Raw genomic sequence first — 23,162 nt, forward strand, 5'->3', positions numbered from 1 at the left:
GCAGCCGAGCTCGGCAGACGCGACGACGGGCTCAGCCGCGGCCCCCGGCACGACACGACCTTGACGACCACACATAGCTCAGCAACTATTGACTCAATGAACGATGACGAAGACCTCGCGCACCGTGCCGCGATGCACCACGCACTCGGCGACCCGTCGCGGCTCGCCGTGGTCGACGCGCTGGCGTTCGGCGAGGCGTCCCCGGTCGAGCTGCAGTCCCTGCTCGCGATGCCGTCCAACCTGCTCGCACACCACGTGCAGGTACTCGTCCGGGCCGGGATCGTGCGCCGCACGCGCTCCGAGGGCGACCGGCGGCGCACCTACCTCGGCCTCACGCCCGGCGCCCTCGACGCGCTCGTGGCCACCGTCGGCCGCAGCGCCCCGCGCGTGGTCTTCGTCTGCACGCAGAACTCCGCGCGCTCCCAGCTCGCCGCCGCGATGTGGAACGCCGGCAGCCCGGTGCCCGCCACCTCGGCGGGCACCCGCCCCGCCCCGCGGGTGCACCCCGGGGCGCTGGCCGCGGCCCGGCGGCACGGCGTCGCGCTGACCCCGACCGCACCCCGTCGCGCCGCCGACGTGCTGCGTCCCGACGACCTCGTGATCACCGTCTGCGACCAGGCGCACGAGGAGCTCGGCGCGGCGCCCGGCACGGCGCACTGGTCGGTCGCCGACCCCGCCCGCGACGGCGACGTCCCCGCGTTCGACGCCGCCGTCACCGATCTCGCCGGGCGGATCTCCCGCCTCGCGCCCACCGTGCACCCGACCGCAGAGAGGTCAGCATGACCACCGGATTCCAGCGCCGACCCGACCTGAGCATCGACCAGGTCCTCGCCCTGAAGACCGCGTCCGTGAGCCTCCAGCGAGCGTTCTCGGACATGTTCGGCGTCGAGACCATCGAGCGGTTCCTGCACGCGTCCTACGACGAGTTCGCGGGGCGGGCCGTGGTGCTCAACTACCTCCCGCTGCTCGCCGAACGGTTCGCGAAGCAGCGCCTGCAGGCGCTGGCCATGGTCGAGGGCAAGGCCGGCACCGGCACCCCGACGGTCCTGTTCCTGTGCACCCACAACGCCGGCCGCTCCCAGATGGCGATGGGCTTCTTCACCCACCTGGCGGGCGACCGGGCGGTGGCCTGGTCGGGCGGTTCGGAGCCGGGGAGCCGGGTCAACGCGGCCGCGGTCGAGGCGATGGCGGAGGTCGGCATCGACATCTCCGGCGAGTACCCGAAGCCGTGGACCGACGAGATCGTGCGTGCCGCCGACGCCGTCATCACGATGGGCTGCGGCGACGCCTGCCCGGTGTTCCCGGGCCGCCGCTACGAGGAGTGGGTGCTCGAGGACCCCAACGGGATGGACGTGGCGAGCGTGCGGCCGATCCGCGACGAGATCGAGCGGCGGGTGCGCGTGCTGCTCGACGAGCTCGGTGTGACGGCGCAGTGATCCCCCTGCCCCGCCGCCTGCTGGCGGAGTTCCTGGGCACGGGACTGCTCGTCGCGGTCGTGATCGGCTCCGGGATCGCGGCCCAGCAGCTCTCGCCCGACGACACCGGCCTGCAGCTGCTGCAGAACTCGATCACCACCGTGTTCGGGCTCGGCGTGCTGATCCTGATGTTCGGCCCGGTCTCGGGTGCGCACTTCAACCCGGCCGTGTCCGCCGTCGACTGGTGGCTGGGCCGCCGGGGCCGGACCGGGCTCAGCGCGCCCGAGCTGGGGGCCTACGTCACGGCCCAGATCGCCGGCGGCATCGCCGGTGCCGTGCTGGCGAACGTGATGTTCGAGCTGCCCGCCGGGCAGCTCGCGGTCACCGACCGCAGCTCGCCCGGGCTGTGGGTCGGCGAGGTCGTCGCCACCGCCGGGCTGGTCATGGTGATCCTGGCGCTGGCGCGCACCGGCCGGGCGTCGCTGTCGGCGGTGGCGGTGGCGAGCTGGATCGGCGCGGCCTACTGGTTCACGTCCTCGACGTCGTTCGCCAACCCGGCGGTCACGGTCTCCCGGATGTTCAGCGACACCTTCGCCGGGATCGCACCGGCGTCGGTCCCGGCGTTCCTGCTGGCCCAGCTGGTGGGAGCGGCGATCGGCGTGGGTCTCACGGTGGTGCTGTACCCCGCGGTCGAGCGCGCGGCCGGCGCGGTCGTCGTGGAGCGGGAGTCGGCGTGACGCGGGTGCTGTTCGTGTGCGTCCGCAACGGCGGCAAGTCGCAGATGGCTGCGGGGCCGACGTCGTCGTGACGCTGGGCCGCGAGGCGCACGTCGACGGCGACCACGTCGAGAACTGGGACACCGACGAGCCGTCCGAGCGGGGGATCGAGGGCATCGAGCGGATGCGCCTGGTCCGCGACGACATCGCGGCGCGGGTGGCCGAACTCGCTCGGCGACTGGCATGACGAGGGCCCGGGAGCACGTGCTCCCGGGCCCTGTCGTGTCCGCCGGATCAGCCGAAACGACCGGAGACGTAGTCCTCGGTGGCCTTCTCCTTGGGCTGCGAGAAGATGGTCTTGGTCTCGTCCATCTCCACGAGCTTGCCGGGCTTGCCGGTGCCCTCGATGTTGAAGAAGCCGGTGTAGTCGCTCACGCGGGCGGCCTGCTGCATGTTGTGGGTGACGATGACGATCGTGTAGTCCTGCTTGAGCTCGTTGATCAGGTCCTCGATGGCGAGGGTCGAGATCGGGTCGAGCGCGGAGCACGGCTCGTCCATGAGCAGCACGTCGGGCTGCACGGCGATGGCCCGGGCGATGCACAGCCGCTGCTGCTGCCCGCCGGACAGGCCCGCACCCGGCCGGTCGAGCCGGTCCTTGACCTCGTTCCACAGGTTCGCGCCGCGCAGGGACTGCTCGACCAGCTGGTCGGTGACCGACTTGCTGGCCTTCTTGTTGTTGAGCTTCTGCCCGGCGATCACGTTGTCGTAGATCGACATCGTGGGGAACGGGTTGGGCCGCTGGAACACCATGCCGACCTGGCGTCGGACGGTCACCGGATCGGAGCCCGCCGCGTAGAGGTCGGTTCCGTCGAGTTCGAGGGACCCCTTCACGTACGCGCCGGGGATCACCTCGTGCATGCGGTTGATGGAACGCAGGAAGGTCGACTTGCCGCACCCCGACGGCCCGATCAGCGCGGTGACCTGCGCCGGTCGGATCGACATGGTGACACCTTCGACCGCCAGGAAGGATCCGTAGTAGATGTTGAGGTCGCGGACCTCGATGCTCTTGGCCACGTCGGCGAGTCCTTATCGGGTCTTGGGCGAGAACAGGCGGGAGATCAGCCGGGCGACGAGGCTGAGCACCATCACGATGAGCATCAGCACGAAGGCTGCGGCCCACGCCCGGTCGAGCCCGGGCTGTGGCGGAACGCCGGGTTGGGTGTAGGAGTAGTAGGAGAACACCGGCAGCGAGGCCATCCGCCCGTCGAAGGGGTTCAGGTTCACGCCGGTCGTGGCGCCCAGGGTGATCAGCAGGGGCGCGGTCTCCCCGATGACCCGGGCGATCGCCAGCGTGATGCCGGTCGCGATGCCCGCCACGGATGTCCGCAGAACCACCCGGACGATCGTGCGCCACCGGGAGACACCGAGCGCGTAGGACGCCTCACGCAGCTCGTTCGGCACGATCTTGAGCATCTCCTCCACCGAGCGGACGACGACCGGGATCATCAACACGCTCAGCGCGACCGCGCCCATGATCCCGAGTCGCACGCCGGGGCCGAAGAACAGGGTGAACAGCGCCACGGCGAACAGCCCCGCGACGATCGACGGGATGCCGGTCATGACGTCGACGAAGAAGGTGATCGCCCGGGCGAGCCGGCCGCGGCCGTACTCGACGAGGTAGACGGCGGTCATGACGCCGATCGGTACCGAGATGACCGCGGCCAACCCCGTGACGATGAGCGTCCCCATGATCGCGTGGTAGGCGCCGCCGCCCTCCCCGATCACGCCGAGCATCGAGTTGGTGAAGAACTCGACGTCGAACCGGTTCGTGCCCAGCGTGACGACGGTGAACAGCAACGACACCAGCGGCACCATCGCGATCACGAAGGCACTTCCGACGATGGCCGTCACCAGGCGGTCGGTGGCCTTGCGCGGGCCCTCCACCGCCCGCGCCCACCCGTAGAGCAGCGCGACGTTCCCGACGGCCACGCCGACGACGAGCAGCGCCAGGTTGGTGCCGAACGACAGGCGCAGCACGAGCGCGACGGCGACCACGACGCCGAACACGATCCACGGCGCGCGGGGCGGGAGCTTTCCCGCACCGCCGGGCGACCGGACCGGCGCCTCCGGCTGCGTCGACTGCGACCCCGTGGTCCTGGTCGTCGAGGTGCTCATCAGTTCGCTCCCGAGAACTCGCTGCGCCGGTTGATGATGTAGCGCGCGAACGCGTTGACCAGGAACGTCACCACGAACAGCACCAGGCCCGTCGCGATGAGCGCGTTGACCGCGAGCCCGCTCGACTCGGGGAAGTCCAGTGCGATGTTCGCCGCGATGGTCAGGGCGTTCTGGTTGCCGATGATGTTGAAGGTGACGATGCCGAGCCCGGAGATGATCAGCGCCACGGCGATGGTCTCGCCCAGCGCCCGGCCCAGCCCGAGCATCGCGCCACTGATGATCCCGGACCGCCCGAACGGCAGCACCGCCATCTTGATCATCTCCCAGCGGGTCGCGCCGAGGGCGAGGGCGGCCTCCTCGTGCAGGCGCGGGGTCTGCAGGAACACCTCGCGGGACACGGCGCTGATGATCGGCAGGATCATCACCGCCAGCACCAGACCCGCGACGAGCATCGTCCGGCCGGTGGTCGAGGCCGGCCCGGCGAACAGCGGGATCCAGCCGAGGTTGTCGGCGAGCCACTGCGCCGAGGGCACCGTGGCCGGCGCGAGCACCGTCACGCCCCACAGCCCGTAGACGAGGCTCGGGATGGCGGCGAGCAGGTCCATCAGGTATCCGAGGACCCGGGCGAAGCGCGGCGGCGCGTAGTGGCTGATGAACAGCGCGACGGCGACGGCGAACGGTGTCGCCACGATCAGGGCGATCGTCGCGGACAGCAGGGTGCCGAACAGCAGCGGCCAGACGAACCCGATGAACGCCCGCTCGTTGCCCACCTCCTCCGGGGAGGCGAAGATCGCCGGTGCGCCCTCGACCAGCAGGAAGGCCGCGACGCCGGCGAGCACGAGAAGGATCAGGACCCCCGCGCCGGTGGCCAGCCCGGCGAAGATCTGGTCTCCGGGACGCCGGGCCGGCGACGCGGTGGCCGGAGTGGGCGTCTTCGGCTCGATGGTGGTGCTCACGTCGTCCCTTCCGAGGGATGGGGTCGAAAATGGCGCGACGTCGCGCCGGTCACGGACCGGCCCGGGAAACCGTCACACCATGGTGACGGTCGCCCGGGCCACGTGGCTAGTGAACTCTCACACTCAGGCGCCGGCCGAGATCGAGTCGATCGCGGCCTGGAACTGCTCGCGCTGCTCGTCGGAGATCGGCGCGGAACCGGCGTTGTCCGCCGCGGCCTGCTGGCCCTCCTCGGAGACGACGTAGGAGAAGAACGCCTTCACCAGATCGGCCGTCTGCTGGTCGGAGTAGGTGCCACAGGCCAGCTCGTAGGACACCAGCACGACCGGGTACGTGCCGGCCGGTGCGTTGGCGTAGTCGATGTCGATGGCGAAGCTGCCATCGGGACGACCCTCCACCCGCGGGGACGCGGACACGACCTCGGCCGCCGCCTCGGGGGAGTACTCGACGAACTCGCCGCCGACACCCACCGCGACCGTACCCAGGTCACCGACCTGGCTGGCGTCGGCGTAGCCGATCGTGCCGTTGCCGGCGCCGATGGCCTGCACCACGCCCGCGGTCTGCGGCGCGGCCTCGCCCTGGATCTCGGCCGGCCAGTCACCGCTGACCTCGAAGGTCCAGGTGTCGGGCGCGACCGCGGCCAGGTAGTCCTGGAAGTTCTCGGTGGTGCCCGACTCGTCGGAGCGGTGCACGACCGTGATCGGCAGGTCGGGCAGGGTGGCGCCCGCGTTGTCGGCCGCGATCGCCGGGTCGTTCCAGTTGGTGATCTGCTGGGTGAAGATGGCCGCGATGGTCTGCGGCTGCAGGTTGAGGGTGTCGACGCCCTCGAGGTTGAACGCCACCGCGATCGGCGAGATGTACGCGGGAAGCTCGAGGACGTTGCCGCCGCAACGCTCGAGCGCGGCCGGCAGCTCCTCCTCGTCGAGGTAGGCGTCGCTACCGCCGAAGTCGGTGCCGCCGGCGGTGAACTGCTCGCGTCCGCCACCGGAGCCGATCGGGTCGTAGTTGACCTGCACGCCGGGGTTGGTCGAGTTGAACCCGGCCACCCAGGCCTGCATGGCGGCGGCCTGCGAGCTCGCGCCCGCGCCGGCGATCGAGCCGGACAGCTCGGTGTCGCCGTCGCCGCCGGCGGGGGCAGCGGTCTCGTTGGCCGCGCCGCAGCCGGCGAGCAGCAGAGCACCGCTGGTGGCGAGGCCCACCGCGGCGATTCGGGCACGTGCGCTGTGCCGCAGGGTCTTCACGTGAGGTCCTCTTCTCGTCAGTTCCCGGAAGGGGTCGATGCGGCTCGGGGTGGCCGCTCGCGACGAGACGCTAGGTATCGACGGTGGACGCACTCCCCCGATCAGGTAAACGGGGAATGAACACATCACCGGTCGTGAGGTAGACCACCCGAAAGTTGAGAGTCGTGACCTCACCGTGACCTGCGGGTTTCATGATCGCGCCCTCGCTTCAGGGATGGCGCGCGGGTGAACGGAGCGTGGCTCTCAGCTCACGTTCGGACCAGTCCTGGAGAACAGGACGTCGCTGTGGCGCAGGGTGAAGCCGAGCTTGCGGTAGACCCGGACCGCGGGCTCGTTGTCCGACTCGACGTAGAGCAGCACCTGGCGCAGGCCGCGTTCGTGCAGGTGGCGCAGCCCCGCGACGGTCAGCACCGCGCCCAGGCCGGTACCGTGCGCGGCCGGGTCGACGCCGAGTACGTACACCTCGCCGATCCGCTCGGGCTCGGTGTGGACCTTCGTCCAGTGGTAGCCGAGCAGGCGGCCGGTGTCGTCGACGGCGAGCAGGAAGCCCTCGGCATCGAACCACGGCTCGGCCTCCCGCGCCCGCACCTGCTCGACCCCCCAGCCGCCCTGCTCCGGGTGCCAGTCGAACGCGGCGTTGTTGACGCGCAGGAACTCCGCCTCGTCCACGCCCACGACGAACGGGCGCAGCGTGACACCGGGCGGGAGCGGACGGGCCGCGGGGGCGTCGGGCAGCTCGAGGTGCATCTGCCACAGCGTGCGGGCGCGGTGCAGGCCCAGTCGCTCGGCGATCGCCACCGCACCCGGGTGCTCGCCGTGGGCCCACACCCGCACGGGCCCGGCGCCCGCGCGGTCCAGCAGCTCGCCCACCAACCGGGTGCCCAGCCCGGCCCGGCGGTGGTCGGGGTGCACGACCAGCTCGCCGCCGCCGGCCGGGTCGAGGTGGGCGAACCCGACGAGCGCGCCGCCGTCGCGGGCGAGCAGGTGCGACACGTCGTCGCCGCGCAGTGCCAGCAGCACCTCGTCGGACAGCGGCGCGCTGCCGTCCACGGCGGCCGCGGCCGAGGCGAGGGCCCGGACCTCGGCGCTCCCGGCGTCGTCGAGTCCGGCCCGCCACTGCAGTTCGATCACGCAGTCCAGGCTAGACCTCTGCCACCCGGGCCCCCGCTACGCGCGGCCGTAGGCCCGTTCGTCGGACTCCTCGTCGTCGGTCTCGACGAGCGTGGTCGGGCCGAGCGCGTTGCGGCCGGGCCGCACGAACTTGTAGCCCACGTTGCGGACGGTGCCGATCATCTGCTCGTGCTCGGTGCCGAGCTTGGCGCGCAACCGGCGCACGTGGACGTCGACGGTGCGGGTGCCACCGAAGAAGTCGTAGCCCCACACCTCCTGCAGCAGCTGCGCGCGGGTGAACACCCGGCCCGCATGCTGCGCGAGGTACTTGAGCAGCTCGAACTCCTTGTAGGTCAGCTCGAGGAGCCGGCCGCGCAGCCGGGCGGCGTAGGTGGCCTCGTCGATCACCAGCTCGCCGAGCACCAGCGCGCCGCCGCCCGCACTGCTGTCGTTTCCGGGGCGGGCCTTGAGCAGCCGCAGCCGGGCGTCCACCTCGGCGGGCCCGGTGGTGGGCAGCAGGATCTCGTCGACGACCCACTCCCCCGAGACGGCCACCAGCCCGCCCTCGGTGAGCACGGCGACGACGGGGACGTCGGTGCCGGTGCTGCCGAGCAGGCGGCACAGGCTGCGCGCGGCGACGAGATCGGTGCGTGCGTCGACGAGCACCGCGTCGTGCGGCCCCGCGTCGAGCAGGGCGGCGACCTCGGGCGCCGCGGTGCGCACGCCGTGCGGAAGCAGCGCCAGCGCGGGCAGGACCGAGCCGGCGTCGGGGTCGGCCGTCAGCAGCAGCAGCTCCACGTGGTCCTCCTCAGGGAGTCCGGACACGGCGGGCGACGCTGACGCACCGTTCACACCCGCGTGACCTGGCCGGAACCTGCACGCGGATCGGGCAAGGTTACCCCGAGTCGCGCCGGTCCACGAGCGGCGCGGCCCAGGTCACCACCCGCATCGGCTCCCGATGCGGCCCCGCTCTACGGTCAGGGCTCCCCGTCGGACGCCCTCGGAGGTCGGATGAAGCGCCTGATCATCGGGCTGCTCGTGCTCGCCGGACTGCTCGTGGCCGCCGACTTCGGGGCCGCCGCGCTCGCCGAGTCGGCGGTGTCCCGGCAGATGCGTGAGCAGCTCGCCCTCCCCGACGATCCCGACGTCCGCATCAACGGGTTCCCGTTCCTCACCCAGGCCGCGGCCGGCACGTACTCCAGCATCGACGTCGTCGCGCGCCGGCTGCAGGTCGGCGACCTGCAGGAGGTCGAGGTCTCCGCGCAGCTGCGCGACGTCGAGGCGCCGCTGTCGGAGGTGCTCGGGTCCGGGCCGACGTCGTTGCGGGTCGGCACGGCCGAGGGCACCGCACGGATCGGCGCCGCCGACATCGAACGGCTGCTGGGCGGCTCGGTGGACGACCTGCGGATCGAGACGCTCGACTCCGAGACGCTGGACCAGGCCGTGGCGGACGGCGCGGACGCCTCCCTCGCCGATGTCGACCCGGACACCGTCGCCCGGCTCGTCGGCGTCACGACGGTGCTCGGCCAGGAGACCGAGGTCGCGGTGATCGTCGGGTTGGAGCTGGTGGACGGCGGGACCGTACGCATCGTGCCCCGCGACATCCGGATCGGCGGCCCGGACGCGCCGGCGCTGCCCGAGGTGGTCCAGGAGCCGCTGCGCGCGCAGTTCACCGTCTCCGTCGACCCCGGCAGCCTCCCGCTGCAGGTGACCCCGACCAGCCTGCGCGCGCGCGACGGCCTGCTGGAGATCAGCGGCAGCACCACCGACCGGGTGCTGGGGGCGGGCGCGGGCGGCACCGGCTGACCGGACGAGTGGGACTTCCGTACGAACCTGTGCGACGGGAGTCCCGCTCGTCGGAACACCCGGGGGCCGGAGCGGGTTGACCGGTTCATGGATCTGGTCGGAGCTACCGCGCTGGTCGGTGTGCTCGTGCTCGCAACCGGTGCCGGGCTCGTGCTGCGGGCCCGCGACGGGCGGGTGCGACCTGGCCGCCCACCGCGCGCGGGGACGGGCCGAGGCCGGGCCACCGGCGGCTGGGCGCTCGCCGGGCGCGCCCCCGGTCCGGCCGAGCGGGTGCTGCTGCTGCAACTGTCCTCCCCGGTCTGCACGCCGTGCCGGCGCACCGCCGACCTGCTCGACGGGCTGCACGCGCGCCGCCCCGAGATCGTCCACCGGGAGGTCGACGTGGCCGAGCGCCCGGACGTCGCCCGCGCGCTCGACGTGTTGCGCACCCCCACTGTCGTCGCCTTCGACCGCGCCGGAACGGAGCTGCTGCGGGTGTCCGGGGTGCCGAGGGTGGCCGATCTGGAAGCCGCGCTGACACCGGCGCTGACCGCCTGATGACCCCGGGTGACCCGCTGGGCGGGAGCCTGCTCCCGGAAAGCGGGATCCTCGGCTACGCTCGCACCGTGTTCTGGCCGCTGACCCGTCGCCGCGCAGTGGACCTGTGCCGCGTCGGCAGCTGCCTGTGTCGCACCTCCTGAGCCGAGCCCCCTTCCACCCCCCTCTCTCAGGAGCATGTCCATGTCCGCATCCGTGCGGTCCGATCCCCCTGTCGACCCCCGCGGAGTCCGCTTCGCCGCGGCCCTCACCACCGCGGTGCTGGCCGTCGTCCTGCTCACCGGCAGCGATTGGCTGCTCGGCGCGCAGGCCGTCGTGTTCGCGCTCGGCGCCTTCGCCGGGTCGCGATTCGCGCCCTACTCGGTGCTCTACCGCATCCTGCTCGCCCCACGGCTCGCGCCGCCCACCGAGCGGGAGGACGCCGCACCCGTGCGGTTCTCCCAGCTCGTGGGGCTCGCCTTCGCCGTCGTCGGGGTCGCCGGATACCTGACCGGGCTCACCGTCCTGGGCGTCGTCGCCACGGCGCTCGCGCTGGCCGCGGCCTTCCTCAACGCGGCCTTCGGCCTCTGCCTGGGCTGCGAGATGTACGCCGTCATCGCAAGAATCCGCAACAAGAAGCTGGGAGCAACAGCATGAGCCGCGAGGACGTCCTCGTCACCGCCGACTGGGCCGAGAAGAACCTCGGCACCGAGGGCATCGTGTTCCTCGAGGTCGACGAGGACACCACCGCCTACGACGGCGGCCACCTGTCCGGCGCCGTCCGCGTCAACTGGACCACCGAGCTGCAGGACCAGGTGCGCCGCGACATCGTCGACGCCGACCAGTTCGCGGCCCTGCTGTCCGCCAAGGGCGTGAGCAACGACGACACCGTGGTGCTCTACGGCGGCAACAACAACTGGTTCGCCGCCTACGCGTACTGGCAGTTCACGCTCTACGGCCACGCGCAGGTCAAGCTGCTCGACGGCGGGCGCAAGAAGTGGGAGCTCGACGGTCGCCCGCTGACCACCGACGAGACCACCCGCCCGGCCACCACCTACACGGCGAAGCCCGCCGACACCTCGATCCGCGCGTTCCGCGACGAGGTGGTGGCGGCCATCGGCACGAAGAACCTCGTCGACGTCCGCTCGCCCGACGAGTTCTCCGGCAAGATCAAGGCACCGGCCCACCTGCCGCAGGAGCAGTCCCAGCGGGCCGGCCACATCCCGACCGCGATCAACATCCCGTGGAGCAAGGCGGCCAACGAGGACGGCACGTTCCGCTCGAACGAGGAGCTGGCGAAGCTCTACGGCGACGAGGGCTTCGACGGCGCGAACCCGACCATCGCCTACTGCCGCATCGGCGAGCGCAGCTCCCACACCTGGGTCGTGCTGCACGAGCTGCTGGGCCACGGCGACGTCAAGAACTACGACGGCAGCTGGACCGAGTACGGCTCGCTCATCGGCGTGCCGATCGAGCTCGGCGCCGGCGCGAAGGCCGGTGCCTGATGGGGTGCGGCGCGCCTGACCAGTCGGCGACACTGCCGGCGGGCACCGACCTCAGCACGGAGACCGTGCTGGCCGGGCGGGTCCTCGCCGGTGGCGAGCCGGTCGCGGGCGCGTACGTGCGGCTGCTCGACGGCACCGGCGAGTTCACGGCCGAGGTCGTGGCATCGGCGGACGGCGACTTCCGCTTCTTCGCCGCGCCGGGCACCTGGACGGTCCGGGCACTGAGCCGCTCGGGGAACGGCCAGTCGGAGCTGCGGGCCGACGCCCCCGGCCTGCACCGGACGGAGATCGCGGTCGGCTGACCCGGCCCAGGTTGGTTGCAGCATGGCCACCTTCACGCAGTCTCGTTGCGTGAAGGTGGCCATGCTGCAATGCGGGACGGGCGCGGCGGGCCGTGCAGGCCGCCCGGGCCGGACTACGGTGGTTCCCGTGCACTGGTTCTTCACCGGCCTGCTGATCGCGGCCAGCGCGGGCACCGTGGCCTACACCGGCTACCTGGTCCGCCGTCTGTTCACCACCGAACCGCCCGCGGACGCCGCGTCGTGAGCGGCCCCGATCCCGAGCTGCCCGGCACCATCACCGGCCCGGCCAACGCCGCGCCCGACTCGCCGCGACGCAACCGGCCCCGGTTCGACGACCTGCCGGTTCCCGACGACACCGCGAACCTGCGCGAGGGACCGGACCTGCACCAGCAGTGCCTGGGCCTGCTGCCGCTGATCGGCGTGTGGCGCGGCACGGGCGAGGTCGTCTACCCGACGATCGAGGGCCCCTACTCCTACGGCCAGCAGCTCGTGTTCGCCCACGACGGGCGCCCGTTCCTGAGCTACGAGGCCCGGGCCTGGCTGCTCGACGAGGACGGCAAGGTCATCCGCCCCGCCGCGCGCGAGACGGGGTTCTGGCGCCCGCAGGACGGTGGTGAGCTGGAGGTGCTGATCACGCACGCCACCGGCATCGCCGAGCTGTTCTACGGCCGTGCGCTGGACCTACGCTCGTGGGAGATCAGGACCGACGCGGTGGTCCGCACCGCCACCGCCCAGGACGTGCAGGCCTCGCACCGCCTCTACGGGCTCGTGGAGGGCGGCGACCTCGCCTACGTCGACGAGCGCGCCATGATGGGCCAGCCGCTGCAGCCGCACCTGTCGGCCCGGCTGAGCCGCGTCGCCGGATAGGCGCTGGTGCCGCGTCGAAAGGTCCGGCACTAGACCAGCACTAGACCGTCGCGGACTCGCGCAGCAGGGTGGCGAGCTCGTCGTCGGGCAGGCCGGACAGCCGCGCGAGCTGGTCGGGGGCGAGCCCGGCCGCAGAGAGCCGGGCCAGCACGGCGCGCAGGGTCGCCCGCTCGTGCTGCACCGCGCCGGTCAGCCGGTCGAGCTGCCGGCGGCAGGACTCCAACTCGACCGTGGCACCGACGGCGCGCACCGGATCGTCGAGGAGGACGGCCAGCAGCCGGTCCCGCGCGTCGCCCCGACCACCGGGGTGCGCCGTCGCGTCCGCCCTGGCCTCGCGGGCGGCGAGCGCCTGGGCCACGGCGGCCGCGACCGTGCGTCCCGATCCGGCCCGCTCGACGGCCGCGGGTTCCCGCCAGGTCGGGGTGCCCTCGCCCCGCGCCGGATCCGGCGACGCAGCCGCACGGGCCGGTTCCGCGGCGAGCGCACGCCGCCGCCGCCGTCTCACCGTGAGCACCACGATCGCGACCACGACCAGCACCGCCACCCCGGCGGCGATCGCGAGCAGGACGTCAGGCGTCAGGGCCGGCTGCATGAGTGCGCACCGTACGCCCCCGGTGGTGACTACGTGCAGTCAGGACCCTGCGGAGCGTGACGGCGACCCCGACCGGGCCGACCCGTTGGCCGCCGTGCCCTTCTCCATGGCGCCCTCGGTGTCCTTCGGACCGCCCGTCGTCGAACCGTCCCCGTCGGGACGGGTCGCCTGCCCCGGTGACGGCGACGGTGAGGAGGTGTCGCGGGGCCGGACGGCACCGACCACCGTGGTGGCCTCGGCCCCTCCGGCCTTCGGGGGCTGCGCCCCGTCTCCCCCGGTGGGACGCACCGACGGCACCACGGCGGTGCGGTCCGCCGCCGACCCGTCCTGCTCCGCCGCAGGCTTCGGGGCGTCCGACTCGGCAGCGCGCGCTTCGGTCTGCCTGCCGTCGGACTTCGGCCGGAACAGGTCGGCCGGCTCGATCTGGGGCTCCGTGCGGGGCCGCAGCGACGAGTCGGACTCCGCCACCGCTGGATAGGCACCGGAGGGCAACCGGTGCGCGGCCTTGCCCGCCACCCGCTCCGTACGGGCGGGGGCGGCGGGCGCGGACGCCGCGTGCGGCTTCGGCGTCGGGGACACCACCGGCGGCTTCGGCGTCCCGGGCTTCTCCATCGCAGGCTTCGCCATCGTGGGCCTCGCCGCCGTGGGAGCGGGTGACCCGGTGCGCGCGGGGTCGCCCGAAGGCGCAGGCGGTGCGGCCGCCGCCGGCGCGGGCTGCGGCGACGGCCCCTTCGGTGGCGTCCCCGCCTGCGGGGGCGGGGGCGCGTACGGGGGCGGCGGCTGCGGGCCGCGGAACTGGTCGGGTCCCTGCGGGCCCGGCCGAGGCACCTGCGGGGTGCGAGCCTGCATCTGCGTGGTGGGGGCGGCGAGCAGGCCCTCCAGCTGGGAGCGCATCCGGGTGAGCTCGCCGAGGACGGCATCGCGCTGCCGGATGAGGTCCGCCACCTGGCTGCGCACGCCCTCGGCCTCGGCACGGGCCGCGGCGTGGGCGTTGCGCCGGATCTCCGCCGCCTCCGCCTCGGCCTCCGCGAGGATCGACTGCATGCGGTCGGTGAAGTTGCCGATCGTGTCGGGTCCGCCGTCGGGACGCGGCCGCGGCGTGGGCCGGGGCCGGTTCGGGTCCGGCTGGCGGTTCGGCGCGACCACGGGAACCGGCTGGCTGCGCACGATCTCCAGGTCGCCCCGCATCCGCACGAGCACCCGCTGGAGCCGATCGACGTGCTCGTCGACCTGGCGGCGGTCGTAGCCGCGCAGCACGACGTCGAAGCGTGGGGCGCCGGGCACCCCCGCGTCATTCGTCATCGCTTGCCCTCCCTGCGTCGCCCTGCATTCGCCGAGGGTAAGGGGGTCGTTTCGCCCGAACCCGGCCGTTCACCCTGCTGGAGCATACCGACCGGGCGGACCCGCGCGGTGCCGGAGCGCGCCCCCGCACCCGACGCCACCCGTACGGGTCTCACCTACCATCGCCGGTGTGGACACCACATCTCGGACCGTCGACGGGCCGGAGAGCCTGAAGAACACACTGCACCAGCGGGGCCTGCGGATGACTCCGCAGCGCCAACTCGTGCTCGACGCCGTCCGGGACCTCGGCCACGCCACCCCGGAGCAGATCTGCGCCCAGGTGCAGCGCGCGGCTCCCGCCGTCAACATCACCACGATCTACCGCACCCTGGACCTGCTGGAGAAGCTCGGCCTGGTGCGACACACGCACCTCGGCCACGGGGCGCCCAGCTACTCCGAGCAGGAGCACCAGCACGTGCACCTGGTGTGTCACGAGTGCGGGACAGTGATCGAGACGCCGTCGGACCTGATGAACGACCTCGCGGAGCGCCTGAGCGGCACGTCGGGCTTCGAGCTCGACGTCACGCACGTGGCGCTGTCGGGCCGCTGCGCGGACTGCGCGAGGGCCGGCTCGTGAACCCGATCCCGACCGACGCCCCGGACCGCGACAGCGCCGTGGCCGCCCACCACGGTGACCCGTTCGCCGAGCAACGGGCCATGGCGCGGTCGGCCGCGGTGGTCGACCGCAGCCACCGCGACGTGATCGCGGTGCCCGGCGAGGACCGCCTGAGCTGGCTGCACCTGCTGCTCACCCAGCACGTCAGCGAGCTGCCCGCAGGCACCGGCACCGAGGCGCTGGTCCTGGACCTCAACGGGCGCGTGCTGCACCACATGGCCGTGGCCCACGTCGGCGACGCCGTGCTGCTCGACACCGAACCCGGCGATCTCCCCGAGCTGCTCGACTACCTGACGAAAATGGTCTTCTGGTCCAAGGTCGAGCCGCGGGACGCCACCGCGGAGCTCGCCGTGCTCAGCGTCGTCGGCCCGGACACCGCCGCGGTGCTCGCCGCGGCCGGTGCGCCGGTTCCCGAGCGCCCGAGCGGTGCGCTCCCGCTGGACGGCGGCGGGGCCGTGCGGCGGATGCCGTGGCCCGGGGTCGACGCCGCGGACCTGCTGGTCCCCCGAGCCGAACAGGCCGCGTGGTGGGCCCGGCTGACGGCCGCGGGCGCCCGCCCGGCCGGCACGATGGCGTTCGAGGCACTGCGTGTGGAGTCCGGGCAGCCCCGCCTGGGCACGGACACCGACGAGCGCACCATCCCGCACGAGGCCGGCTGGATCGGCTCGGCCGTGCACCTGACCAAGGGCTGCTACCGGGGGCAGGAGACGGTGGCCCGCGTCGCCAACCTCGGTCGCCCACCGCGCCAGCTGCTGTTGCTGCACCTCGACGCCGGGGACGAGCACCTGCCGCGGACCGGCGACCCCGTGCTGCGCGACGGCCGGGCCGTGGGCCGGGTGGGCACCGTCGTGCAGCACCACGAACTCGGCCCGGTCGCGCTCGCGCTGGTGAAGCGGTCGGTCCCGGTGGACGCCGCACTCGTGGCCGGCGCGGACGAGCGCGCGGCGCCCGCCCGCATCGACCCCGACTCGGTGCCGCCCGAACCCGGCGACCCGCCCCCCGGCCGCGCAGCCCAGGGCGGCCTGCGCCGCTGATCCCCTGCCCACACGTGCCCGCCGTCGCACACCCCGCTGACGGTCGCACACCCCGCTGACGGTCGCACACGCCGCAGCCCGTGCGAGGGCGTGGAGGGTGTGCGAGGACGCGGCTCGCCGGCGAGCCGGCGCGCTTCCACGCGCTCTCTGCGCCTGCCTGCGCACCGCGTGCTGTCCCAGCATGCAGGACGATGCTCTCGCATTGCAGGAACCGGGCGTACGGTCGGAGCATGGACGCGCCCCGGTACCGGTGGGTGGTGCTGGCCGTGGGCACCTGCGCGCAGGGCGCCACCGCGGCCTACTTCCTCGGGCTCGCCGCCGTCACACCGGCGCTGCGCGACTACTTCGCACTCGACCTGGCCGGGGTCGGGGTGCTGATCGGCGTGATCTCCGTCGGCCTGGTGCCCACGCTGATCCCCTGGGGGGCCGCGGCCGACCGGTTCGGCGAGCGCGGTGTCATGACCATCGGCCTGCTCGGCGCCGCCACCGCGCTCGGCGCCACCGCCCTGCAGACCGATCCCGTCGCGGCGGGCGCGCTGCTCGTGCTCGCGGGCGCGTCCGGCGCGGCGGTGAACGCCGCGAGCGGGCGTGCGGTCATGACGTGGTTCCCGGCCGGCAGCCGCGGCTTCGCGATGGCCGTGCGGCAGACGTCGGTGCCGCTGGGGGCGGCGCTGGCCGCGCTCGCCCTCCCGGTCGTCGCGGTGACGGGCGGCGTGCCGGCGGTGTTCGTCACGCTCGCACTCACCAGCCTCGCGGCCGCCGTCGCCGTCGCGGTCTGGGTGCGGGAGCCACCCGGGGCCCCGGCCCGGCGGGTCCGGGCCACGGGCCGCACCCGGGACGTGCTCGCCGACCGCAGGCTGCAGCGGCTCAGCCTGGCCGGGCTGCTGCTGGTAGTGCCCCAGTTCCTCGGTTCGGTGTTCCTGGTGGAGATCCTCCACGAGGGCAGCGGCCTGCCGCTGGCCGCGGCGGGCGCCCTGCTCGGACTCACCCAGCTCCTCGGGGCGGCCGGGCGGCTCGGCAACGGGATGTGGTCCGACCGCGCGGGCCGGCTGCGTCCGCTGCGCATCGTCGCCGCGGCGGTGGCGGCGGGCTTCGCGCTGGCCGCGCTGGTCCAACCGGGCCCGGTCGTACTGCTGGCCGCCGTGCTCGTCCCGGCCGCGGCGCTGGCCATCAGCTGGAACGGGCTGGTCTTCACCGCGGCGGGCGAGCTGGCCCCGCCCGGCCGCGCCGCCACGGCCATGGCGGTGTCGAACACGGCCAACTACGTGGCCGCCGCGGCCACCCCGGTACTCGGCGGGCTCGTCGCCCAGGCCCTCGGGTGGCCCGCCATGCTGACCCTCGGCGCGGTCGCGGCGCTGGGCGCCATCGCCGCACTGCACCACCTCGCCGAGCCGGGCGGGGTAGCCGCCCCCGCACCCGCACGCACGCGAACGTGACACCGGCGATGCCACGTCGCACGTCCGGGCATCGGCACGGTACGGTGGTGCCAGGACACTGATGACATGAATGGGGCCGCCGAACATCCGGCCGCCCCTTCCCTGTTGTAAGGGGGACCAGCCATGGGGCGCGGACGAGCCAAGGCCAAGCAGACGAAGGTGGCCCGCGAGCTCAAGTACAGCTCCCCCACTATGGATCTCGACGCTCTGCAGCGTGAGATCGGCAGTGGGACGGTGCTCCACGAGCCGGATGTGGAGGCCGACGAGGTCGACCCCTACGCCCCGGACGACGACGGGGACGGCGACCACCGCAGGCGCTGACGGCGCACAGCCGCACCCGGTCCCGGCGACGTCCGTGATCCCGGTCGCACCCGACCGGGTCGCTCCCGGGCTCCCCGGGTGGTCCCGGCCGCGCCGGCGCACCTGAGGGCGATGACCGCCCGCGACCACGCTGCCGTCGCCGCCGACCCGCCCGACCCGATCACCAGCCACCTCGACCGGACCGGCCGCCTTCACCGGGCGCGGGTACCGTCCCGGCGCCGATCCGCCACCTCCCTCGGCCGCGAGCGCGAGGCAGTCGCCGGGCGTAGATACGGATGGCGCGACGGTCTTGTCGTGACCACCGGCGGCCACGGCCGGGAACCGACGCGCTCGTCGCGGTCCCGCTCGGCGGGCCCCCGGCGGCCGTCCCGTCAGAACCGCGGGTGGTCACCGCACAGGTCGACACCGACCTCGCCGCGCCCCACCTCGCCGAGCACCCACGCCGGCACGTGCCGGGCGGTCAGGACGGCCAGGGCCCGGTCGACGTCGTCGGCGGGCAGCACGGCCACCATCCCGACGCCCATGTTGAACGTCTTCTCCATCTCGGCCCGCTCGACCCGCCCGCGGGAGGCGATCAGGTTGAACACCGGGTCGGGGGTCCAGGTGCTGCGCTCGACGGTGGCCCGCACGCCGTCGGGCAGGACCCGTTCCAGGTTGCGCCCCAGCCCGCCGCCGGTGATGTGGGCGAAGGTGCGCACGCCGGTCTCGGCCGCGAGTGCGAGGCAGTCGCGGGCGTAGATGCGGGTGGGGACGAGCAGCTCCTCCCCCAGGGTGTGCCCGAACTCCTCGACGTGGCCCTGCAGCGACATCCGCGCGATGTCGAGCAGCACGTGCCGGGCCAGCGAGTAGCCGTTGGAGTGCAGACCCGACGCGCCCATCGCGACCAGCACGTCCCCCGGGCGGACCCGGTCGGGCCGCAGCATCGCGTCCGCCTCGACGATGCCCACCCCGGTGCCGGAGATGTCGTAGCCGCCCGCTTCCATGAGACCCGGGTGCTCCGCCGTCTCACCGCCCAGCAGCGCGCACCCGGCCTGCTGGCAGCCCTCGGCGATGCCCTTGACGATCGCGGCGATCTGCTCGGGCACGACCTGCCCGACCGCGATGTAGTCCTGCATGAACAGCGGCTCCGCGCCGCAGACGACGAGGTCGTCGACCACCATGGCGACGAGGTCGAGGCCGATGGTGTCGTGCTTGTCCATCGCCTGGGCGATGGCCACCTTCGTACCGACGCCGTCGGTGGACGCGGCGAGCACCGGGTCGGTGTAGCGCCCGATCCGCAGTGCGAACAGCCCCGCGAAGCCACCGATGCCGCCCAGCACCTCGGGCCGGTTGGCCTTCTCCGCGTAGGGACGCAGCGCGTCGACCGCGCGCTCCCCCGCCTCGATGTCCACCCCGGCGGCCGCGTAGGAGGCGCCCGGGGTGTCACCTGAGGTGATCGGCAGCATGATCGTTCTCACTCTCGGGGCTGGGGGAGGTGGGTGGGGCTACGGGCGGTCGGGTACGACCGCGGCACCGTAGCCGACCGAGATCGGTCCGGCATCCCCCGAGGCCACGCCGTTGGCCCCGGGGTGGACCGGTTCGAGCAGGTGCTTGCCGAGGCGGGCCTCATCGGGCAGCGGGATCGGATACTCGCCGTCGAAGCAGGCCGAGCACAGCCGGGTCCGGGGCTGCTCGCTGGCCGCGATCAGGCCGTCGAGCGAGACGTAGCCCAGGGTGTCGGCGCCGACCGAGCGCCGAATCCCCTCCGTGTCGAGCGACCCGGCGACGAGCTCGGCGCGGGTGGCGAAGTCGATGCCGTAGAAGCACGGCCAGCGCACCGGCGGCGACGCGATCCGCACGTGCACCTCCAGGGCCCCGGCCTCGCGCAGCATGCGCACCAGAGCGCGCTGGGTGTTGCCCCGCACGATGGAGTCGTCGACGACGACGAGCCGCTTGCCGCGGATGACGTCGCGCAGCGGGTTGAGCTTGAGCCGGATGCCCAGCTGGCGGATGGTCTGGCTCGGCTGGATGAACGTGCGGCCGACATAGCCGTTCTTGACCAGGCCCTGCCCGTACGGGACGCCGGACTCCTGGGCGTAGCCGATGGCGGCGGGCGTGCCCGACTCCGGCACCGGGATCACCAGGTCGGCCTCGACGGGGTGCTCCTGCGCGAGCCTGCGGCCGATGTCGACGCGGGTGGCGTGCACCGACCGGCCGGAGATCGCGGTGTCCGGGCGGGCCAGGTAGACGTACTCGAACACGCAGCCCTTGGGCTCCGGTGCGGCGAAGCGCGAGCTGCGGATGCCCTCGGCGTCGATCGCGATCAGCTCACCGGGCTCGACCTCGCGGACCATCGACGCGCCCACGATGTCCAGGGCCGCGGTCTCGCTGGCCACCACCCAGCCGCGCTCCAGGCGACCGAGCACGAGCGGGTGGACGCCGTGGCGGTCCCGGGCGGCGTAGAGCGTCTGCTCGTCGCCGAAGACCAGGCAGAACGCCCCGCGCAGCCGGGGCAGCAACCGCATCGCGGCCTCCTCCACCCCGATGTCGGCGGCGGTGCCGGCCATGAGCTCGGTGATGAGGTCGGAGTCGGTGCTGGACTGCATCCGGGCCCGGCCGGACGCCGGGGCGGCACCGAGCGCCGCCACCTCGTCGCGCAGCTCGGCGGTGTTGACCAGGTTGCCGTTGTGGCCCAGCGCGATCCCGCTGCCGGTGGCCGTGGTGCGGAACGTGGGCTGCGCGTTCTCCCAGGTGGTGGATCCGGTGGTGGAGTACCGGCAGTGCCCGATGGCCAAGTGGCCCTTGAGCGAGCTCAGTGTCTGCTCGTCGAACACCTGGCTGACCAGGCCGAGGTCCTTGAACACCACGGTGCGGCGCCCGTCGGACACGGCGATGCCGGCGGCCTCCTGACCTCGGTGCTGCAGGGCGTAGAGGCCGTAGTAGGCGAGTTTGGCGACGTCCTCACCGGGCGCCCACGCGCCGAAGACACCACATTCCTCGCGCGGTGCGTCGTCGATCGGATCGGTTTCGGGCTGGGTGCGGGAGGAACCCAACACACACGCTCCTGTCGCGGTTCACGGCCGAGCAGTCAGGACCCGATCCTACGCCGCGCGAGGCCCGTGACCCACTCGGCGGGACCCGCGTCACCGAACCAGCATCCCTGCCCGACGTCGCAGCCGAGCGCGGCGAGCCGTTCGGCCTGGACCCCGGTCTCCACCCATTCGGCCGTGACCTCCAGCCCGAGCGCGTGAGCCATCTCGATCAGCGCCTGCACGATCGAGGCGTCGACCGGGTCGGCGACCGGGTGGCGCAGGCCGTCGATGAACGATCCGTCGATCTTCAGGGCATGCACCGGCAGCCTGCGCAGCCAGGCGAGGCTGGAGTAGCCGGTGCCGAAATCGTCCAGGGCCATCCGCACACCGGTCGCCCGCAACGCGGTGATCGCCTCCAGGGCGGCGGTCTCGTCGGCGAGCACCGCCTGCTCGGTGATCTCCAGCTGCAGGCACTCGGCGGGCAGCCCCGTGTCCCGCAGCACCGACGCGACCACCCGCGCGAAGTCGCGCTCCACGAGCTGCACAGGAGAGACGTTGACGCTGACGAACGGTGCGTGCGGGCCCAGCTCGCCGAGCCACCGGACGGCCTGCTCGCAGGCGGCCTGCAGCACCCAGCGGCCCAGCGCGACGATCGAGCCGCTGCGCTCGGCCAGCTCGATGAACCGGCCGGGGCCGAGCAGGCCCCGGGTGGGGTGCTGCCAGCGCGCCAGCGCCTCCACCCCGCGCAGCCGGCCGTCGGAGAGGCCGACGAGCGGCTGGTGGACGAGCCGGAACTCGCCGCGCTCCACGCCGCCGGGCAGCCCGCTGAGCAGCGCGAACCGCGCGGACTCCCCGGCGTCACGCTCGGGGTCGAACACGACGCGCCGCCCACCGCCGTGCTCCTTCGCCCACGACAGCGCGACGTCGGCCGCCCGCATCAGCTCCGCAGGGCAGGCGAGCGAGGTCGGCGCGGCCGCCACGCCGATGCTGGCCGACATGGTCAACGAGTGGCCGCCGACGAGGAACGGGGTGGCGAACGCGTCCAGCACGCGGTCGGCGATCCGGCACACCTCGGCGAGGCCCGTGGGATCGGTGACCAGCACCGCGAACTCGTCGCCACCGGTCCGGGTGACGAGGTGCTCACCCGCGGCCATCTGCAACCGGGCCGCCACCGCGAGCAGCACCTGGTCACCGACCTGGTGCCCGAACCCGTCGTTGACGGCGGTGAGTCCGTCGAGGTCCAGGGCGCAGATGCCCACCCGCTCCGCCCCGCCGGGCTGGAACGAGCGCTGCACCCACTGCTCGGTGAGCGATCGGTTGGGCAGTTGCGTGAGCTGGTCGTGGTAGGAGGCGCGCTGCAGGCGCAACCGCAGCCGGGTGCGCTCGGACTGGTCCTCGACGACCGCCAGCAGGTGCGTGGCCGTACCGGCGTCGTCGCGGACGAGGGAGGCGACCACGTCGGTGAACACCACCAGCCCGTCGCACCGGACGAACCGCAGCTCCGTGCGCATCGCATCGGCCTCCCCGCGGACCAGCCGCCGGAAGCGGTCGAGGGCCTCGGTGAGGTCGTCGGGGTGCACGAAGTCGGTGAACGGGCGAGGCTGGTCCAGCGGCGAGCCGATGCCGAACATGGTGCACATGGCGGGGTTGCAGTCGATCACGAACCCGTCGAGGTCGGCGATCGCGATCCCGACGGCACCCTGGGTGTAGACGGTGCGGTAGTGCGCCTCGCTCACCGCGAGCGCCCGCTGCACCCCCTCGTGGACGCGGATGGTGGCCCGCAGCGCGTCGGCCTGCTCGGCCACGGCGCGGTCGCGCAGCTCGGCGACGAAGCCGGTGACGAGCTCGTCGAGGGCCGTGGCCAGCCGGTCCGGGTCGGCGCCGAGCGCGACGGGACCCTCGGCCCGCAGCAGCCGCAGGCTGGCCGGGAGCAGTTCCTCGGCCGCCTCGGCGACGCAGGACGCCGGCCCGCACAGCCCGCTGGTGAGCAGGGCACCGCCGATGTCGCGCGCCGCCATCGGCCAGAAGGGCTCGGCCACCAGCGTGGTGGCGAGCCGGCGCAGCAGCGTGGCGAGGCGCCCGCAGAGCGCGGGGTCGGGCTCCGGGGCGAGCTCGGCCCACCGTACGGCGAGTCGTTCCAGCGCCGACTGGTGAAGGCTGCGTGCTGCAACCATGTCGACACCGCCTGTCACCCGATCGGACCG

At 73.4% G+C, this 23,162-nt stretch carries 25 protein-coding genes; 14 read left to right on the top strand and 11 right to left on the bottom strand.

Annotated elements, in window-relative coordinates; all coding sequences use genetic code 11:
- Positions 1 to 96 precede the first annotated feature (96 nt).
- The 4 genes from Q1K26_RS14665 (at position 97) to Q1K26_RS14680 (ending at position 2,378) form a co-directional block, all read left to right on the top strand.
- Positions 97 to 783 carry a helix-turn-helix domain-containing protein gene (locus Q1K26_RS14665; RefSeq protein WP_300012187.1) on the top strand — a complete coding sequence of 229 codons (687 nt, stop codon included), beginning with the start codon at positions 97 to 99 and terminating at the stop codon, positions 781 to 783.
- A complete protein-coding gene (locus Q1K26_RS14670) occupies positions 780 to 1,436 on the top strand; it encodes an arsenate reductase ArsC (protein WP_300012190.1) in 657 nt (218 codons plus the stop codon). Before Q1K26_RS14665 ends, Q1K26_RS14670 begins: the two co-directional genes overlap by 4 nt.
- The gene (locus Q1K26_RS14675; RefSeq protein ID WP_300012193.1) at positions 1,433 to 2,152 is read left to right on the top strand and encodes an MIP/aquaporin family protein; all 720 of its coding nucleotides are present in this window, start codon (positions 1,433 to 1,435) and stop codon (positions 2,150 to 2,152) included. The genes Q1K26_RS14670 and Q1K26_RS14675 overlap by 4 nt, the downstream gene beginning before the upstream one ends.
- A 67-nt stretch (positions 2,153 to 2,219) precedes the next feature.
- On the top strand, positions 2,220 to 2,378 hold the full coding sequence (locus tag Q1K26_RS14680; protein WP_300012196.1) for a hypothetical protein: 159 nt from the start codon (positions 2,220 to 2,222) through the stop codon (positions 2,376 to 2,378).
- 47 nt (positions 2,379 to 2,425) lie between these two features.
- Here the strand turns inward: Q1K26_RS14680 and pstB are convergent, their stop codons facing one another.
- From pstB to Q1K26_RS14710, 6 genes are all read right to left on the bottom strand, one after another.
- Complete coding sequence (pstB, locus tag Q1K26_RS14685; protein WP_300012199.1) at positions 2,426 to 3,205, bottom strand: phosphate ABC transporter ATP-binding protein PstB; 780 nt, start codon at positions 3,203 to 3,205, stop codon at positions 2,426 to 2,428.
- A gap of 12 nt (positions 3,206 to 3,217) precedes the next feature.
- Positions 3,218 to 4,306, bottom strand: coding sequence for a phosphate ABC transporter permease PstA (gene pstA, locus Q1K26_RS14690; RefSeq protein ID WP_300012202.1), 1,089 nt, complete (start codon positions 4,304 to 4,306; stop codon positions 3,218 to 3,220).
- Positions 4,306 to 5,262, bottom strand: a complete 957-nt coding sequence (gene pstC / locus Q1K26_RS14695; protein ID WP_300012205.1) for a phosphate ABC transporter permease subunit PstC — start codon at positions 5,260 to 5,262, stop codon at positions 4,306 to 4,308. The genes pstA and pstC overlap by 1 nt, the downstream gene beginning before the upstream one ends.
- A gap of 123 nt (positions 5,263 to 5,385) precedes the next feature.
- Positions 5,386 to 6,501 carry a phosphate ABC transporter substrate-binding protein PstS gene (gene pstS, locus Q1K26_RS14700; RefSeq protein ID WP_300012207.1) on the bottom strand — a complete coding sequence of 372 codons (1,116 nt, stop codon included), beginning with the start codon at positions 6,499 to 6,501 and terminating at the stop codon, positions 5,386 to 5,388.
- A 243-nt stretch (positions 6,502 to 6,744) separates the two neighbouring features.
- Positions 6,745 to 7,632, bottom strand: coding sequence for a mycothiol synthase (gene mshD / locus Q1K26_RS14705; protein WP_300012209.1), 888 nt, complete (start codon positions 7,630 to 7,632; stop codon positions 6,745 to 6,747).
- A gap of 36 nt (positions 7,633 to 7,668) precedes the next feature.
- Positions 7,669 to 8,409: a response regulator transcription factor gene (locus Q1K26_RS14710; protein WP_300012650.1), complete on the bottom strand. Its 741-nt coding sequence runs from the start codon at positions 8,407 to 8,409 to the stop codon at positions 7,669 to 7,671.
- A 213-nt stretch (positions 8,410 to 8,622) separates the two neighbouring features.
- Here Q1K26_RS14710 and Q1K26_RS14715 point away from each other — a divergent pair, with 213 nt between their 5' ends.
- The 6 genes from Q1K26_RS14715 (at position 8,623) to Q1K26_RS14740 (ending at position 12,607) form a co-directional block, all read left to right on the top strand.
- Positions 8,623 to 9,417 (top strand): DUF2993 domain-containing protein, encoded by a 795-nt coding sequence (locus Q1K26_RS14715; protein ID WP_300012211.1) that lies wholly within the window; start codon positions 8,623 to 8,625, stop codon positions 9,415 to 9,417.
- 87 nt (positions 9,418 to 9,504) lie between these two features.
- Positions 9,505 to 9,954, top strand: coding sequence for a thioredoxin family protein (locus Q1K26_RS14720; RefSeq protein ID WP_300012213.1), 450 nt, complete (start codon positions 9,505 to 9,507; stop codon positions 9,952 to 9,954).
- A 195-nt stretch (positions 9,955 to 10,149) separates the two neighbouring features.
- Positions 10,150 to 10,590, top strand: a complete 441-nt coding sequence (locus tag Q1K26_RS14725; RefSeq protein ID WP_300012653.1) for a DUF4395 domain-containing protein — start codon at positions 10,150 to 10,152, stop codon at positions 10,588 to 10,590.
- Positions 10,587 to 11,438 carry a sulfurtransferase gene (locus Q1K26_RS14730; protein WP_300012215.1) on the top strand — a complete coding sequence of 284 codons (852 nt, stop codon included), beginning with the start codon at positions 10,587 to 10,589 and terminating at the stop codon, positions 11,436 to 11,438. The genes Q1K26_RS14725 and Q1K26_RS14730 overlap by 4 nt, the downstream gene beginning before the upstream one ends.
- Positions 11,438 to 11,740 carry a DUF1416 domain-containing protein gene (locus Q1K26_RS14735; protein WP_300012217.1) on the top strand — a complete coding sequence of 101 codons (303 nt, stop codon included), beginning with the start codon at positions 11,438 to 11,440 and terminating at the stop codon, positions 11,738 to 11,740. The genes Q1K26_RS14730 and Q1K26_RS14735 overlap by 1 nt, the downstream gene beginning before the upstream one ends.
- A 273-nt stretch (positions 11,741 to 12,013) precedes the next feature.
- On the top strand, positions 12,014 to 12,607 hold the full coding sequence (locus Q1K26_RS14740) for an FABP family protein (protein WP_300012656.1): 594 nt from the start codon (positions 12,014 to 12,016) through the stop codon (positions 12,605 to 12,607).
- Positions 12,608 to 12,647: 40 nt separating this feature from the next.
- On the opposite strand, the gene Q1K26_RS14745 is transcribed toward Q1K26_RS14740, so the two are convergent.
- A complete protein-coding gene (locus Q1K26_RS14745; protein WP_300012218.1) occupies positions 12,648 to 13,199 on the bottom strand; it encodes a hypothetical protein in 552 nt (183 codons plus the stop codon).
- 39 nt (positions 13,200 to 13,238) lie between these two features.
- Positions 13,239 to 14,501 (bottom strand): DivIVA domain-containing protein, encoded by a 1,263-nt coding sequence (locus tag Q1K26_RS14750; RefSeq protein ID WP_300012220.1) that lies wholly within the window; start codon positions 14,499 to 14,501, stop codon positions 13,239 to 13,241.
- Positions 14,502 to 14,742: 241 nt separating this feature from the next.
- Between Q1K26_RS14750 and Q1K26_RS14755 the strand changes: the two genes are divergently transcribed.
- The 4 genes from Q1K26_RS14755 to Q1K26_RS14770 all read left to right on the top strand — a co-directional run bounded on the left by Q1K26_RS14755 (position 14,743) and on the right by Q1K26_RS14770 (position 17,947).
- A complete protein-coding gene (locus tag Q1K26_RS14755) occupies positions 14,743 to 15,117 on the top strand; it encodes a transcriptional repressor (RefSeq protein WP_300012659.1) in 375 nt (124 codons plus the stop codon).
- Positions 15,114 to 16,190 carry a folate-binding protein gene (locus Q1K26_RS14760; RefSeq protein WP_300012222.1) on the top strand — a complete coding sequence of 359 codons (1,077 nt, stop codon included), beginning with the start codon at positions 15,114 to 15,116 and terminating at the stop codon, positions 16,188 to 16,190. Before Q1K26_RS14755 ends, Q1K26_RS14760 begins: the two co-directional genes overlap by 4 nt.
- A 230-nt stretch (positions 16,191 to 16,420) precedes the next feature.
- Positions 16,421 to 17,626, top strand: coding sequence for an MFS transporter (locus Q1K26_RS14765; RefSeq protein ID WP_300012224.1), 1,206 nt, complete (start codon positions 16,421 to 16,423; stop codon positions 17,624 to 17,626).
- A 123-nt stretch (positions 17,627 to 17,749) separates the two neighbouring features.
- Positions 17,750 to 17,947, top strand: a complete 198-nt coding sequence (locus Q1K26_RS14770) for a DUF3073 domain-containing protein (protein WP_300012226.1) — start codon at positions 17,750 to 17,752, stop codon at positions 17,945 to 17,947.
- A 371-nt stretch (positions 17,948 to 18,318) separates the two neighbouring features.
- Here Q1K26_RS14770 and purM read toward each other — a convergent pair whose 3' ends face one another.
- Genes purM through Q1K26_RS14785 form a run of 3 tightly spaced genes read right to left on the bottom strand, consistent with a single transcriptional unit; the run spans position 18,319 to position 23,132 of the window.
- Positions 18,319 to 19,392, bottom strand: a complete 1,074-nt coding sequence (purM, locus tag Q1K26_RS14775; RefSeq protein WP_300012228.1) for a phosphoribosylformylglycinamidine cyclo-ligase — start codon at positions 19,390 to 19,392, stop codon at positions 18,319 to 18,321.
- Between the two features lie 39 nt (positions 19,393 to 19,431).
- Entirely contained in the window at positions 19,432 to 20,982 is a 1,551-nt protein-coding gene (purF, locus tag Q1K26_RS14780) for an amidophosphoribosyltransferase (protein ID WP_300012230.1), read from the bottom strand.
- A gap of 32 nt (positions 20,983 to 21,014) precedes the next feature.
- On the bottom strand, positions 21,015 to 23,132 hold the full coding sequence (locus tag Q1K26_RS14785; RefSeq protein WP_300012232.1) for a GGDEF and EAL domain-containing protein: 2,118 nt from the start codon (positions 23,130 to 23,132) through the stop codon (positions 21,015 to 21,017).
- Positions 23,133 to 23,162: the final 30 nt, after the last annotated feature.

The organism is Pseudonocardia sp., from assembly GCF_029263155.1.
Lineage (GTDB): Bacteria > Actinomycetota > Actinomycetes > Mycobacteriales > Pseudonocardiaceae > Pseudonocardia.

Coding starts and splice junctions, on each gene's coding strand:
- Q1K26_RS14665 (WP_300012187.1), top strand. CDS start 97: ATGAACGATGACGAAGACCTCGCGCACCGTGCCGCGATGCACCACGCA.
- Q1K26_RS14670 (WP_300012190.1), top strand. CDS start 780: ATGACCACCGGATTCCAGCGCCGACCCGACCTGAGCATCGACCAGGTC.
- pstA (WP_300012202.1), bottom strand. CDS start 4,306: ATGAGCACCTCGACGACCAGGACCACGGGGTCGCAGTCGACGCAGCCG.
- Q1K26_RS14715 (WP_300012211.1), top strand. CDS start 8,623: ATGAAGCGCCTGATCATCGGGCTGCTCGTGCTCGCCGGACTGCTCGTG.
- Q1K26_RS14720 (WP_300012213.1), top strand. CDS start 9,505: ATGGATCTGGTCGGAGCTACCGCGCTGGTCGGTGTGCTCGTGCTCGCA.
- Q1K26_RS14730 (WP_300012215.1), top strand. CDS start 10,587: ATGAGCCGCGAGGACGTCCTCGTCACCGCCGACTGGGCCGAGAAGAAC.
- Q1K26_RS14735 (WP_300012217.1), top strand. CDS start 11,438: ATGGGGTGCGGCGCGCCTGACCAGTCGGCGACACTGCCGGCGGGCACC.
- Q1K26_RS14745 (WP_300012218.1), bottom strand. CDS start 13,199: ATGCAGCCGGCCCTGACGCCTGACGTCCTGCTCGCGATCGCCGCCGGG.
- Q1K26_RS14750 (WP_300012220.1), bottom strand. CDS start 14,501: ATGACGAATGACGCGGGGGTGCCCGGCGCCCCACGCTTCGACGTCGTG.
- Q1K26_RS14755 (WP_300012659.1), top strand. CDS start 14,743: ATGACTCCGCAGCGCCAACTCGTGCTCGACGCCGTCCGGGACCTCGGC.
- Q1K26_RS14765 (WP_300012224.1), top strand. CDS start 16,421: ATGGACGCGCCCCGGTACCGGTGGGTGGTGCTGGCCGTGGGCACCTGC.
- Q1K26_RS14770 (WP_300012226.1), top strand. CDS start 17,750: ATGGGGCGCGGACGAGCCAAGGCCAAGCAGACGAAGGTGGCCCGCGAG.
- purM (WP_300012228.1), bottom strand. CDS start 19,392: ATGCTGCCGATCACCTCAGGTGACACCCCGGGCGCCTCCTACGCGGCC.
- Q1K26_RS14785 (WP_300012232.1), bottom strand. CDS start 23,132: ATGGTTGCAGCACGCAGCCTTCACCAGTCGGCGCTGGAACGACTCGCC.